The sequence below is a fragment of the Kitasatospora sp. NPDC001132 genome (assembly GCF_053598415.1).
Genome location: NZ_JBSFKF010000032.1, coordinates 21,137 through 34,393, shown reverse-complemented (window position 1 = coordinate 34,393; position 13,257 = coordinate 21,137). Strand labels below are relative to the sequence as shown.

At 74.1% G+C, this 13,257-nt stretch carries 11 protein-coding genes and 3 pseudogenes; 9 read left to right on the top strand and 5 right to left on the bottom strand.

The window, feature by feature from the left end; all coding sequences use genetic code 11:
• Positions 1-43 precede the first annotated feature (43 nt).
• Both xseA and ACWDBE_RS31165 read right to left on the bottom strand, forming a co-directional pair.
• Positions 44-1,255 (bottom strand): exodeoxyribonuclease VII large subunit, encoded by a 1,212-nt coding sequence (xseA, locus tag ACWDBE_RS31170; protein WP_449791144.1) that lies wholly within the window; start codon positions 1,253-1,255, stop codon positions 44-46.
• Between the two features lie 62 nt (positions 1,256-1,317).
• Positions 1,318-2,697, bottom strand: a complete 1,380-nt coding sequence (locus ACWDBE_RS31165) for an APC family permease (protein ID WP_449791143.1) — start codon at positions 2,695-2,697, stop codon at positions 1,318-1,320.
• 110 nt (positions 2,698-2,807) lie between these two features.
• Here ACWDBE_RS31165 and ACWDBE_RS31160 point away from each other — a divergent pair, with 110 nt between their 5' ends.
• Together ACWDBE_RS31160 and ppgK are read left to right on the top strand one after the other, a co-directional pair.
• Positions 2,808-3,782, top strand: a complete 975-nt coding sequence (locus ACWDBE_RS31160) for a 4-hydroxy-3-methylbut-2-enyl diphosphate reductase (RefSeq protein WP_392873704.1) — start codon at positions 2,808-2,810, stop codon at positions 3,780-3,782.
• 154 nt (positions 3,783-3,936) lie between these two features.
• The gene (gene ppgK, locus ACWDBE_RS31155; RefSeq protein WP_449791142.1) at positions 3,937-4,683 is read left to right on the top strand and encodes a polyphosphate--glucose phosphotransferase; all 747 of its coding nucleotides are present in this window, start codon (positions 3,937-3,939) and stop codon (positions 4,681-4,683) included.
• Between the two features lie 60 nt (positions 4,684-4,743).
• Here the strand turns inward: ppgK and ACWDBE_RS31150 are convergent, their stop codons facing one another.
• Positions 4,744-5,361: a DUF6542 domain-containing protein gene (locus tag ACWDBE_RS31150; protein ID WP_449809658.1), complete on the bottom strand. Its 618-nt coding sequence runs from the start codon at positions 5,359-5,361 to the stop codon at positions 4,744-4,746.
• A gap of 175 nt (positions 5,362-5,536) precedes the next feature.
• Here ACWDBE_RS31150 and ACWDBE_RS31145 point away from each other — a divergent pair, with 175 nt between their 5' ends.
• From ACWDBE_RS31145 to ACWDBE_RS31120, 6 genes and pseudogenes are all read left to right on the top strand, one after another.
• Entirely contained in the window at positions 5,537-5,926 is a 390-nt protein-coding gene (locus ACWDBE_RS31145; protein WP_449809657.1) for a glyoxalase, read from the top strand.
• 84 nt (positions 5,927-6,010) lie between these two features.
• On the top strand, positions 6,011-7,084 hold the full coding sequence (gene ychF / locus ACWDBE_RS31140; RefSeq protein ID WP_449791139.1) for a redox-regulated ATPase YchF: 1,074 nt from the start codon (positions 6,011-6,013) through the stop codon (positions 7,082-7,084).
• 160 nt (positions 7,085-7,244) lie between these two features.
• Positions 7,245-7,331 (top strand): annotated as a pseudogene (locus tag ACWDBE_RS31135) (type II toxin-antitoxin system YoeB family toxin); the annotation flags it as partial.
• 266 nt (positions 7,332-7,597) lie between these two features.
• The gene (locus ACWDBE_RS31130) at positions 7,598-7,687 is read left to right on the top strand and encodes a class III lanthipeptide (protein WP_449809656.1); all 90 of its coding nucleotides are present in this window, start codon (positions 7,598-7,600) and stop codon (positions 7,685-7,687) included.
• A 111-nt stretch (positions 7,688-7,798) separates the two neighbouring features.
• On the top strand, positions 7,799-9,742 hold the full coding sequence (locus tag ACWDBE_RS31125; protein WP_449809655.1) for an FtsX-like permease family protein: 1,944 nt from the start codon (positions 7,799-7,801) through the stop codon (positions 9,740-9,742).
• A 255-nt stretch (positions 9,743-9,997) separates the two neighbouring features.
• Positions 9,998-10,180: pseudogene (locus ACWDBE_RS31120) on the top strand (ABC transporter ATP-binding protein); the annotation flags it as partial.
• 137 nt (positions 10,181-10,317) lie between these two features.
• On the opposite strand, the gene ACWDBE_RS31115 reads toward ACWDBE_RS31120, so the two are convergent.
• Together ACWDBE_RS31115 and ACWDBE_RS31110 are read right to left on the bottom strand one after the other, a co-directional pair.
• The gene (locus ACWDBE_RS31115) at positions 10,318-10,980 is read right to left on the bottom strand and encodes an HAD-IA family hydrolase (RefSeq protein WP_449809654.1); all 663 of its coding nucleotides are present in this window, start codon (positions 10,978-10,980) and stop codon (positions 10,318-10,320) included.
• Positions 10,981-11,056: 76 nt separating this feature from the next.
• Positions 11,057-12,198, bottom strand: a pseudogene (locus ACWDBE_RS31110) (dihydrofolate reductase family protein).
• Between the two features lie 164 nt (positions 12,199-12,362).
• Between ACWDBE_RS31110 and ACWDBE_RS31105 the strand changes: the two are divergent.
• Entirely contained in the window at positions 12,363-13,181 is an 819-nt protein-coding gene (locus ACWDBE_RS31105; protein WP_449791136.1) for a methyltransferase domain-containing protein, read from the top strand.
• The last annotated feature ends 76 nt before the right edge of the window (positions 13,182-13,257 follow it).

Here is a 13,257-nt window from a genome sequence, read left to right as displayed (position 1 = left end):
GGCCGACACTCCCCAGCCCCGTCCGGCCGTGGTCAGGGCCTGCCTACCGGGCGTCCACGGTGACGTCGAGGCCGCCGCCCGCCACCCGGGCGTGCAGCCCCTCGCCGGGCGCGACCTGCGCCGGGTCTGTCACCACCGTGCCGTCCGCCCGCTGGAGCACCGCGTAGCCGCGCTCCAGGGTGGCCGCCGGGGAGAGCGCGACCACCCGGGCCAGGGTGTGCCCGAGGTCGCTCTGCGCGTGGTCCAGCCGGTGCCGCAGGGTGCGCCGGGCCCGCTCCAGCAGGCCGTCCACCTCCTGCCCGCGCCCGTCCAGCATCCGGTGCGGGGCGGCCAGCGCCGGACGGCTGCGCACCCCGTCCAGCCCGTGCTGCTCGCGCTCGACCCGGGACAGCACGTGCCGGCGGGCGCGGTCGCGCAGCTGGCGGATCTTCGCCAGCTCCTCGCCGACGTCCGGGACCACCCGTTTGGCCGCGTCGGTCGGGGTGGAGGCGCGCAGGTCGGCCACGAAGTCCAGCAGCGGCTGGTCCGGCTCGTGCCCGATCGCGCTCACCACCGGCGTACGGGCGGCCGCGACCAGCCGCACCAGCCCCTCGTCCGAGAACGGCAGCAGGTCCTCCACGCTGCCGCCGCCGCGGGCCACGACGATCACGTCGACCTCGGGGTGCTCGTCCAGCTCCCGCACGGCCGCGCACACCCGCTCCACCGCGCTGACCCCCTGCACCGGGACGTTGCGCACCTCGAAGCGGACGGCCGGCCAGCGCCGCCGGGCGTTCTCCAGGACGTCCCGCTCGGCGGCCGAACCGCGCCCGGTGACCAGCCCGACGCACTGCGGCAGGAACGGCAGAGGCTTCTTGCGCTCGGCCGCGAACAGGCCCTCCCCGGCGAGCCGCCGCTTCAGCTGCTCCAGCCGGGCCAGCAGCTCGCCCAGGCCCACCGGCCGGATCTCGGAGGCGCGCATCGACAGCTGCCCGCGCGCCGCGTACCACTCCGGCTTGGCGTGCACGACGACCCGCGCGCCCTCCTGCACCACGTCCGCGACCTGGTCGAACACCGAGCGGAAGCAGGTCACCGTGAGCGACACGTCGGCCTGGGGGTCGCGCAGGGTCAGGAACACCACGCCCGCGCCGGGGCGGCGGCTGAGCTGGGTGATCTGCCCCTCCACCCAGACCGCGCCGAGCCGGTCGATCCAGCCGCCGATCAGCGCGGAGACCTTGCCGACCGGGAGCGGCGCTTCGGGGGAGCTGGTGTTGGCCATGCGTACGAGGCTAGCGGCGCCGGCCGACACGGCTACGTCCGCCGCAACGGCGACAGCCGCGTCTACGGCCGTCGGCGCCCGCCGGCCCGGCCGGGGCCGCCGCTTCGGCCGCTCGCCCCCTGGACGGCGAGCACCGCCAGGCCGACCGCCAGCCAGACCAGCCCGACCAGCTGCGCGGTGGACGAGGCCTCGTACACCACCGCCCCGATCACCGCGATCCCCAGTACCGGCACGACCAGGTGCCGCAGCCACCGCCGCGAGCGGTGCCGCACCGCGTACCAGCCGATCACCGAGGCGTGCAGCAGCGCGAAGGCGGTCAGCGCGCCCACGTTCACCACCGAGGTGAGCTGGTCCAGCCCGTCGTCCCGGTCGGCCGCCCAGACCGCCGCCGCCATCGTGATCACCGCGGCCGTCAGCAGCGCCCGGCGCGGCACCGCGCTGGCCGGGTCGACCGAGCCGAGCGTCCGCGGCAGCCGGCCGTCCCGGGCCATCGCGAAGACCAGCCGGCCGGCCGCGGCCTGCCCGGCCAGGGCGGCGAAGGCCGCGCCGATCGCCTTGCTGGCCGCCACCAGCACGTGCAGCCAGTGCCCGACCCCGCTCTCCACGGTGTCGTAGAATGCCGAGCCCTGGGCCGCCGGGTCCGCCGCGAGCTGCTGCGGGCCGGTCGGCTCCAGCAGCGCCGCCAGGTAGGTCTGGACGACGAACAGCACCCCGGCCAGCGCCAGGCACCAGAGCACCGCCCTGGCCACCGCCGCGGACGCGCCGACCGCCTCCTCCACGAAGGTGGCGATCGCGTCGAAGCCCAGGTAGGAGAGCACCGCGACGGACACCGCCGAGATCACCGCGGTCGGCGAGAACGCCCCGACGGCGGTGAACGGGGTGTCCCAGCCGCGCCGGGGGCCGTCCTGGACCAGCGCCACCACGGCCGCGGTTGTGAACACCAGCAGCACCGCGATCTCCATCGCGAGCACCGCGAACCCGACCGCCGCCGCCGTCCGCACCCCGACCAGGTTGAGCGCGGTGGTCACCACCACCGCGAGCGCCGTCCAGACCCAGCGGGAGACGTCCGGCACCAGGGAGTTCAGCGCGATCCCGGAGAACAGGTAGGCCACTGCGGGGATCAGGAGGTAGTCGAGCATCGCCATCCACCCGGCGACGAAGCCCGGGCCCTCGCCCAGGCCGGCCCGCGCGTAGGCGAACACCGAGCCGGTCTGCGGCACCGCGCGCACCATCTCGGCGTACGAGAAGGCGGTGAAGCCCATCGCCACCGTCGCGGCCAGGTACACGGCGGCGACGGCGCCGTGGCTCCTGGCGTCCAGCACGCCGAACACGCCGACCGGGGCCATCGGGGCGATGAACAGCAGTCCGTAGACCATCAGATCGCGCACGCCCAGGCTGCGGCGCAGGCCGCTCGGCGTTGCCCGCTCGCTCACAGAGCTCATAGACACCACATTTTGAGCGGTATCGACCGAGTCCGCACGGAAAGCGTCCACTGTTGGCGCGGCTCCCCGGCCGGGGCGGCACGACCCGCCACCGCCCGTACGATGGAGCCATGTCCAAGACCGCGCAGCGCCGTGTCCTGCTCGCCGCCCCCCGGGGCTACTGCGCGGGAGTCGACCGCGCCGTGATCGCCGTGGAGAAGGCCCTGGAGCAGTACGGGGCGCCCATCTACGTCCGCAAGCAGATCGTCCACAACAAGTACGTGGTGCAGACCCTGGAGAAGAAGGGCGCGATCTTCGTCGACGAGACGGAGGAGGTGCCGCAGGGCGCGATCGTCGTCTTCTCCGCGCACGGCGTCGCCCCGTCCGTCCACGACGAGGCGCGGGCCGGGAAGCTCGCCACCATCGACGCGACCTGCCCGCTCGTCACCAAGGTGCACAAGGAGGCCGTGCGCTTCGCCGACGAGGGCTTCGACATCCTGCTGGTGGGCCACGAGGGCCACGAGGAGGTCATCGGCACCATGGGCGAGGCCCCGGACCGGATCCACCTGGTGGACGGTGCCGAGGACGTCGCCAACGTGCGGGTCCGGGACGAGTCCAAGGTCGTCTGGCTGTCCCAGACCACCCTGTCCGTGGACGAGACCATGGCCACCGTCGGTGAGCTGAAGAAGCGCTTCCCCGCGCTGGTCAGCCCGCCCAGCGACGACATCTGCTACGCCACCCAGAACCGCCAGGTCGCGGTCAAGCAGCTGGCCGCGGAGACCGACCTGCTGATCGTGGTCGGCTCCAGGAACTCCTCCAACTCCGTCCGCCTGGTCGAGGTCGGCCTGGAGTACGGCGCCAAGGCCGCCCACCTGGTGGACTTCGCCGAGGAGATCCGCGAGGAGTGGCTGGAGGGCGTCACCACGGTCGGCCTGACCAGCGGCGCCTCGGTGCCGGAGATCCTGGTCGACGGCGTGCTGGAGTTCCTGGCCGCGCGCGGTTACGACACGGTCGAGACGGTCAAGACCGCCGAGGAGCACCTGACCTTCTCGCTGCCCAAGGAGCTGCGCCGCGACCTGCGCGCCGAGGCCGCGGGCAAGCTCTGACCCCACCCGGAAGGCCCGGCACCCCCGACTCGGGGCGCCGGGCCTTCCGCTGTGCACGCCCCGGCGCGCTCTCGTAGCTTTGTGCACAGGGCTGTGGACAATCCACCGGCCGCGGACCGGCCCGGTCCGCGGCCGACGGCGGAGGGCGGACGTGATGACGGCGGTATTCGGCGTGGACATCGGCGGCTCGGGGATCAAGGGGGCGCCCGTCGACCTCGCCCGGGGCGTGCTCGTCGAGGAGCGCCACAAGGTGCTCACCCCGCAGCCGTCCGCGCCCGAGGCCGTGGTCGCCGCCGTCTGCGAGGTGGTCCGCCACTTCGACCACCACGGCCCGGTCGGGCTGACCTTCCCCGGCGTGGTGGTCGACGGCCGCACCAGAACGGCGGCCAACGTGGACAAGGGCTGGATCGACCTGGACGCGGCGGGTCTCTTCCGCGAGGCACTGGGGATGCCCGCGACCGTCCTGAACGACGCGGACGCGGCCGGCCTGGCCGAGCTGACGCACGGCGCCGGCCGGGGCGAGCCGGGCGTGGTCCTGGTGCTCACCTTCGGCACCGGCATCGGCAGCGCCCTGTTCGTGGACGGCACGCTGGTGCCCAACACCGAGCTGGGCCACCTGGAGCTGCGCGGCAAGGACGCCGAGCGCCGGGCCTCCTCGGCCGCCAAGGATCGGCACGGGCTGAACTGGGAGCAGTGGGCCGGGCGGGTGGACGACTACCTGGACCTGGTGGAGAGGCTGTTCTCGCCGCACCTGATCGTGATCGGCGGCGGGGTGAGCCGCAAGCACGAGAGGTTCCTGCCGCTGCTGAGGGACCGCGAGGCGCGCGTGGTGCCGGCGGAGCTGCGCAACGACGCGGGCATCGTCGGGGCCGCCATGGCGGCGGCCCGGGCGGAGGGCTGAGCGGGCCGGGCCCCGGGCTCGGCACTCGGTCCTCGGCTCAGGCCTCGCGGGAGGGCGGCGTCAGCGGGAGCGGTGGATCCGGCGCTGGGCGACGAACCGCGCGAGCACGATCAGCGCGGCCAGCCCTGTGCCGGAGAACAGCCAGCCGGCCCGCAGCGCCAGCCCGGTCGCCAGCGAGACCACCTGGGCGGTGACGCCCGGGGAGCTCACCGGTTCGAGCAGCAGCAGCGCGAGGGCGAAGGCGATCGGCCCGCTGATCGGTGCGGCCAGCAGGTCGACGTAGCGCACCCGGACGGCCAGCTGGAAGCAGACCGCCAGGTAGCCGAGGCCGAACACCCAGCCCAGGCCGTCGAACAGCAGCCGGTCCACGCCGGCCACCGCGAGCGTCGCCAGGACGGCGACCACCCCGGTGCCGACGGCCGTCAGCCGGGCCCGCCGGCCGGTGCGCCGCCGCCCGTCCGACGGTTCGTCGCCGCGCTGCCCGCCCAGCGGCACGCGCAGGCGCAGCCGGGGGCCGGCCGGGCTCTCGGTGGCCGCCGGGCGCGGCCGGGAGCCGCGCCCGGCGGGGGCTCCGGCGCTCTCGGGGGCCCGGCCCGGGCCGGGGACGGCGGCTGCGGCCAGGCCGGTCGGCGGACGGCGTCTGGGCCCTGGCGGCTGGGTACGGATGCTCTGCTCCACCCGCCCAACGTACGGTCCGATCATCGCCACACTGTGTAATGGACCGTTCAGGTCTTGCCCCGTGTCTTTGGGCGGAGTAGTGATGTGATCGTCGTTCAGGTCGGCTGACCTGCTCGGACGAGCCGACGAGCGATGACCACCGGATCCGTACACGGGCTTCCCGCGGGGGGACAACATGACCGATTTCACGTTCGAACGGCTCGATCACGTCCAGCTCGACATCCCGGCCGGCGCCGAGGACGAGTGCCGGGCGTTCTGGTCCGGCGTGCTCGGCATGGCCGAACTGCCGAAGCCGCCGGTGCCGGCCGCCCGGGGAGGCTGCTGGTTCCGGGGCGGCGGCGTCGAGGTGCACCTGGGCGTGACCCCGGACTTCCGCCCGTCCCGCAAGGGGCACCCGGGGATCCTGGTCCGCTCGCTGGACGCGCTCGCCGACCGCCTCACCGCGCACGGCCACCCGGTGGCCTGGGACGACAACCTGCCCGGCCACCGGCGCTTCTACGCCGACGACGCGCTGGGCAACCGGCTGGAGTTCCTGGAGCCCAGGGCGGCTGCGACCGAGGAGTGAGGCGCGGCGGAGGCTGCCCGTAGACTTGGGGGTCGGCCCGTACGGTGCCGACCCAACTCCTCCAAGCCCACGGGACTGCGCTTCATGTCGCTCACGATCGGAATCGTCGGCCTGCCGAACGTCGGCAAGTCGACCCTGTTCAACGCCCTGACCAAGAACGACGTGCTGGCGGCCAACTACCCGTTCGCCACCATCGAGCCGAACGTCGGCGTGGTCGGCGTCCCGGACGAGCGGCTGACCAAGCTCGCCGAGATCTTCGGCTCCCAGCGCATCCTCCCGGCGACCGTCGACTTCGTCGACATCGCCGGCATCGTGCGCGGCGCCAGCGAGGGTGAGGGCCTGGGCAACAAGTTCCTCGCCAACATCCGCGAGTCGGACGCGATCTGCCAGGTCGTGCGCGCCTTCACCGACCCGGACGTGGTGCACGTGGACGGCAAGGTGTCGCCCAAGGACGACATCGAGACCATCCACACCGAGCTGATCCTGGCCGACCTCCAGACCATCGAGAAGGTCCTGCCGCGACTCCAGAAGGAGGCGCGCCTCAAGAAGGACACCGCCCCCGTGCTGGCCGCCGCCGAGGCCGCGCAGGCGATCCTGGAGACCGGCAAGACCCTCTTCGAGGCGGGTTTCGACACCGCCCCGATCCGCGAGCTCCACCTGCTGACCGCCAAGCCCTTCCTCTACGTCTTCAACGTGGACGAGGACGAGCTGGCCGACGAGGACTTCAAGAACGCCCAGCGCCAGCTGGTCGCCCCGGCCGAGGCGATCTTCCTCAACGCCAAGATCGAGTCCGAGCTGATCGAGCTGGACGACGCCGAGGCCCTGGAGCTGCTCCAGTCCATGGGCCAGGAGGAGCCCGGCCTCGCCACCCTCGCCCGGGTCGGCTTCGACACCCTCGGCCTCCAGACCTACCTGACGGCCGGCCCGAAGGAAGCCCGCGCCTGGACCATCAAGAAGGGCGCCACCGCCCCCGAGGCCGCCGGAGTCATCCACACCGACTTCCAGAAGGGCTTCATCAAGGCCGAGGTCATCTCCTTCGCCGACCTGGTCGAGACCGGCTCCATCGCCGAGGCCCGCTCCAAGGGCAAGGCCCGCATCGAGGGCAAGGAGTACGTCATGCAGGACGGCGACGTCGTGGAGTTCCGCTTCAACGTGTGAGCGTCTGATTGCGCTGAGATAACTCGACCTGTCAACAGTGCAGGTCGGCCGGGGCCCGCCTCCCTTGAGACGGGCCCCGATCCCTTTTCCGTGCTGACTTGGTGCTGACTCGTTCGGTTCGTCGCTCCCACTTGAGGGGTACGTTATGTGGTACGCGTGATCGCGGCGGATCGACGACGAGCACCGCCTCGTCTACCTGGTCACCGACCGGGACATCATCATCCTGGCAGCCCGCTACCACTACTGATTGCCGGTCGGGTTGCATCGCCGTACCCGCGTCGGGTCGGATCTGCTCGGTGAGCGCGCCGACCTCGCGGGATCGGCCGGGCGAGGTGGGTGTCGAATTCGGGCCCTGAGGGCGGTTCGGCGTGGCCTGGGGGATCGGTTCGTCGAACGAGTAGTGGAACCACGCGAAGCGACGCTTTCATCGCCGGGGTCAAGCCGCGGCCACCAGCCGTCTCCTGGAGACGAGGCGGACGCGTGGTGACGGTCGCAGTGGGGAGGTGACTTCGCATGCTGAACGTTCTCGCTCTGCAGGAGCTGGACGAGGAGACCGTGGTCGAGGCCCCGATCGGCACCGTGAGCATCGTCGTGTGCCACTGAGGCGCCGATAATTGGGCAAGACCCGTTCCAAAGAAGCGAGTTCGGGGAGGCCGCGGTCAGTGCGGCCTCCCCGGCTCGTTCCGGCTCACGCTCCGATGGAGGTCAGCAAACGTGTCCGCGCCTTCCAGCCCTCCCGCCGGTCCGACGAGCATGCGCCGGCTGTTCGCCGCCGAGGTCCGGGCCTACCCCGGCAGAGTGGTGGCCGCGGCCCTGGCATGCGCCGTGACGGCCGCCGGGCTGGGCGCCGGCGCGCTGCTCTTCATCGGGGCCGGCCTCCCGGAGTACGAGAAGGACTCGGCGGCCTGGGCCGCCGCGCAGGACGCGCGGAACCTCCTGTCACTCCTGATGTCCATGCTGCTGATGTGCGCGGTGATGGTCATCGGATCCACCGTCTCGCTGTGGACGGGCCAACGGCTCTCCCAGTTCGCCGTGCTGCGCGCCCTGGGGGTCGGCGCGAACCGGTTGCGCGGGCTCGTCGCCTTCGACGTCGCGCGGCTCGGCCTGGTCTCGGCGGCGGTGGGCGCGGCCCTGGGCATGGTTCCGCTGGCGGGACTCGGCCGGAGCGTCCTCCTGGACCGCGGGCTGTTCCCGGCGGAGGCCTCGCTTCCCGCCACGGACCGGACGGTGTGGACGGCGGTGGCCGTCTGCCTCGCCACGGCGGGCGTGGGGGTGCTCGCGGCCCTGGCGAGCGTGCTGGCCGCGGGACGGGTCAGCCCCGGCACCCTGTTGCGGGACGCGGAGCTGTCCGTGGCCTCGTCCCGGCGCACGGCGCGCCTGGTGACCGGCCTGCTGCTGCTGGTGACCCTGTGCGCCCCACTGCTGTTCGTCATGGCCTTCATGGACCTGCCCGCGACGCTCCGCGCCGCGATGGCACCCGGCGTCGCGCTGGTGGTGATCCCCGTGCTGGCCGTGCTGGCTCCCTGGATCGTGCCGCCGCTCATCCGTCCGGCCACCGTGCTGATGCGCCTGTTCGACCGCCGGGTGGGCCGCCTCGCCGCCGTGGGCCTGCGGGCCACACCCGCGCGGACGACGGCGATGGCGGTGCCGGTGCTCCTGTCGGTGGGCATCGCCGTGTCGCTGCTCGGGGCCGGGGCCACCATCGGGCAGGCGAAGCACCGGCAGGCCGAGGAGGGCCTGCGCGCGGCGGCGGTCGTCACGGCCGAGCCCGGGGCCCGGCTCCCGGTCGCGGCGCCGCCGGTCCCCGGCGGGACGGCGGTCCCGCTGGTGGCCACCGAGGTCACGCCTCCGCCCACCTGGTACGACGACCAGCCGGCGGCCACCAGCGCGTGGGGGGCCGACGGCGGCCCCCTGGCCGAGGTCCTGGACCTCAAGGTGCGGGAAGGCAGCATCTCCGACCTGCGGCAGGGCACCTTCGCCGCCGGTGCCATGCAGACCGACGGGCACCACTGGCGCCTGGGCCAGGAGGTGACGTTCGTCCTGGCGGACGGCTCCTCGCAGCCGCTGACCCTGGCCGCCGTCTACGAACGGGACCTGGCCTTCCCGGAGTTGGTGATTGCGCGGTCGACGGCGCTGGAACACACGCCGTCCGCCCGCGCCGATCGGATCCTGCTCACCGGCGGCACGGACAGCTGGCCGCGCGCGCAGGGCCAGAAGGTCGCCTCCCGCGCCGACCACCTCGCCGACCTCAGCCCGCGCAGCGCCGCCGACGACCTGGCCGTCCGGCTCATCGTGGCCGTCGTCGCGGGCTATGCGCTGTTGGCCGCCGCCAACACCAGCTCCCTCGCCCAGCGCGACCGGCGGGCGCAACGGGCGCACCTGCGGGCCCTGGGCCTCGGCCGGTTCCAGATGCTGCGCTGCGTGGTGTACGAGGCCGCGGGGGTGACGATCGTCGGTACGGCCCTCGCCGCCGTCACGGCGATCGTCTGCCTGGTCCCGTTGGCCCTGGTCCTGGGCACCGGTGCGATGCCGGCCTTCGACGTGCCCTGGACCGTGGGCGTGACCGTCGCCGCGGCTCTGGCGGTGGCCGTCCCCGCGGTCATGACGGCCCATCCGATGTCCGGCGTCCAACGGCAGTTCGCCAGGAGGCTGGCATGAGGGTCCCTGGGCATCGTGCTCGCCCGACTGCCGGCCGGCGTGCTCGCGGACCGCTACGAGCGCAGGACCCTGCTGCTCGGCTGCGACGCGGCGGTCGCCCTGGTGCTCGGAGTCCTCGCCCTGCTCGAGACGTCGGATGCGGCCCCGCTGGGGGAGCTCGTTCTGGCCGCGTTCCTGCTCGGCACCGTGGGCAGCACGCCGGCGCCCGCGGAGAACCTCGCGGTACGGAACTTCGTGGACGCCGACCCGCTTCCGGTCCGGGGGACGGGCCGGACGATCGTGATGGTCACGCACGACCCGGCCGCCGCGGCGTACGCGGACCGCGTGGCCTTCCTCGCCGACGGTCGCATCGTCGACGACCTCCGGCAGCCCGGAACGGGACAGCTCCTGGAGCGCATGATCCGGTTCGACGGCCCGCGGGGACCCCGGGGCCGTTGATCCCACTGCCGGAGCACGCCGCCGCGTCCGGCTGCCGTGAGGCCTCGGCCGGGTGCGCCCGGACGCTGCGGACCGACTCGACGGCCGGGCGCGTACCCGTACCGGTCCGGGCCCGGACCGGTACGGCGTTGCCGGGGTCAGGCGACCGTGGCGGTGAGGAGGCCGTCGGGGGTGGTGGTGACGGTGACGGCGGTGAGGGTGTCGGCGTGGGCGTCCGGGTGGTGGGGTAGGGCGCGCGGGCCGATGCCGATGACGCGGACGCCGGCGGCCCTGGCGGCGGCGATGCCGGCGCCGGAGTCCTCGAAGGCGAGGCAGTCGGCGGGGGCGAAGCCGAGGGCGGCGGCGCCCTTGAGGAAGCCCTCGGGGTCGGGCTTGCTCGCGCCGACGGACTCGGCGGTGATCAGGACGGGCGGCAGCGGCAGGCCGGCGGCGGCCATCCGGACCCGGGCGAGCGGCTGGTCGGCGGAGGTGACCAGGGCGTGCGGGAGCCCGGCCAGCGAGGCGAGGAAGGCGACGGCGCCGGGCACCGGCACGACGCCCTCGGTGTCGGCGCGCTCCTCGTCGAGCATCCGCTCGTTGTCGGCCAGGTTGAGTTCGGCCGGGCGCTCGGGCAGTAGGGCGGCCATGGTCGCGTGGCCCTGGCGGCCGTGGGCGACGGCGAGCACCTCGGCCGGGTCCAGGCCGTGCCGCCCGGCCCAGCGGCTCCAGCAGCGCTCGACCACGGCGTCGGAGTCGACGAGCGTCCCGTCCATGTCGAGGAGGACGGCGCGGGCGGTCAGGCGGACGGGGGTGGCGGGCACGGGGCGGCTCCTCGGGGAGTGCGGCGACGGGAGAGCCGGAGGACGCGAGCTCTTTGTTTCGAAATGATACAAAAAGTCAGCCGAGCAGGTGGGCGTTGACCGCCCGGGCCTCCTCGGCCGGCTCCGGCAGCTCCACCACCTCGACCCCGGCCGCCGTCAGCAGTGCGGTGCCCTGGCAGTCGGTGACGAACAGGTCCGGCTCGCGCCAGGCGACCACCACCCGCGGCACGCCCGCCGCGACGAGCAGCCGGGCGCACGGCACCGGCCGCGAGGCGCGCTGCCCGCAGGGCTCCAGTGAGCTGTAGACGGTCGCCCCCCGCAGCCGCGGATCGCCCGCCGGGAGCTTGGCCAGGGCCGCCTCCTCGGCGTGGTCGTGCGGGTCCGTCTCCCGGCTGTAGCCCTCCGCCAGTACCGTGCCGTCGGCGCCGACGATCACCGCGCCGACCGAGAAGGCCGTCTCCGACGGCGGGCAGCGGCGGGAGAGCTCGACGGCCCGGCGCAGGTGGTCGAGGTCGGTGGACGCGGACTGGGTCACGGCGCGGGCTCCTTCGGGGCGTACCTGAGCAGGACGACGTCGCCCACGGTACGTGCCTCCAGCAGCCGCATCCGCCGGGTCGGCCCGCCCGGGAACGCGGCCGGACGGACGAACCGCGGCGCCTCGGCCTGACCGACCAGCAGCGGGGCGACGGCCAGCTGGAGTTCGTCCGCCAGGCCCCGGGCCAGGAACTGGGTGTGCACGCCCCCGCCGCCCTCGACCATCAGCCGGCGCACCCCGCGGGCGCCCAGGTCGTCCAGCACCGCGCCGAGGTCCACCGTCTCGCCCAGCGCGACCACCTCGGCCAGCCCGTCCAGCCGGGGCCGGAGCGCCGCCGCCCCGCAGTCCGTGGTGTACGCGAGCCGGGCGCCGCCGGTGTGCCAGAACCGCAGGCCGGCGTCAAGGTCGCCGCTCGCGCTGAGGGTCACCTTCAGCGGGTACTCGGGCCGGCCCGCCGCCAGCCGGGCCTCCCGGCGCCCCGGGTCGTCGACCAGCAGCCGGGGGTTGTCGACGCGCAGGGTGTTGCCGCCGACCAGGATCGCGTCGGCGGCGGCGCGCTCCTCGTCGACCCGGTCGAAGTCGGCGGCGTTGGAGAGCAGCAGCCGGTCGGGGGAAGCGTCGTCGAGGTGGCCGTCGAGCGAGACGGCGGCGCTCAGCAGGACGAAGGGGCGCGGGCCGGGCATGGGCGGGGACCGTTCTGTCGGGGGCGCCTCCACGGTACGGCGGCCGGGATCCGGTCGGGCGGACCGGGCCCCTGGTGGTCGGAATATGAGACGGATCTTCTCGCGATGCGGGACTGGGAGTAGCGTCGGGAGTACCGGGACCGACCACACCCAGGGGGGACCTCATGACCGGACCGCGGCCCGCCGCCGTCTACACCCATGGCCACCAGGAGGCCGTGCTGCGCTCGCACCGCTCCCGCACCGCCGCCGACTCGGCCGGCTACCTGCTGCCCGAACTGCAGCCCGGGCAGGCCCTGTTGGACGTCGGCTGCGGGCCCGGCACGATCACCGCGGACCTGGCCGGGCTGGTCGGCCCGCAGGGACGGGTGGTGGCCGTGGACACCTCCGCCGAGGTGTTGGAGCAGGCCGCCGGACACACCGCCGGGCGGGGTCTGGCCAACGTCGTCTTCGAGCGCGCCGACGTCCATCGACTGCCGTACCGGGACGGTGAGTTCGACGTGGTGCACGCCCACCAGGTGCTCCAGCACGTGGCCGACCCGGTGGCCGCGCTGCGCGAGCTGCGGCGGGTGACGGCACCGGGCGGCGTGGTCGCGGTCCGCGACGTCGACTACGCCTCGATGACCTGGTTCCCGGAGGTCCCCGCGCTGGACCGGTGGCTGGAGCTGTACCGACGGGCCGCCCGCGCCAACGGCGGCGAGCCGGACGCCGGCCGACGGCTGCTGTCCTGGGCCCGCGCGGCCGGTTTCACCGAGGTCACCGCGAGCGCCTCCACCTGGACGTTCGCGACGCCCGAGCAGCGCGCCTGGTGGGGCGGGATGTGGGCGGACCGGGTGACGGGCACCGCGCTGGGCCGGACGGCCGTCGGGCTGGGCCTCGCGGACCGGGACGAGCTGGACCGGATCGCGGACGGCTGGCGGGAGTGGAGCGCCGCCGGGGACGGCTGGTTCTCGATGCTGCACGGCGAGGTCCTGGCCCGCGGCTGAGCCGGGGGAGGGCGGGCCGGAAAGAGTGGACGGACGTTCGGAAAGATCGGGTAAAGTCGCGCGACCGTTCAGATTC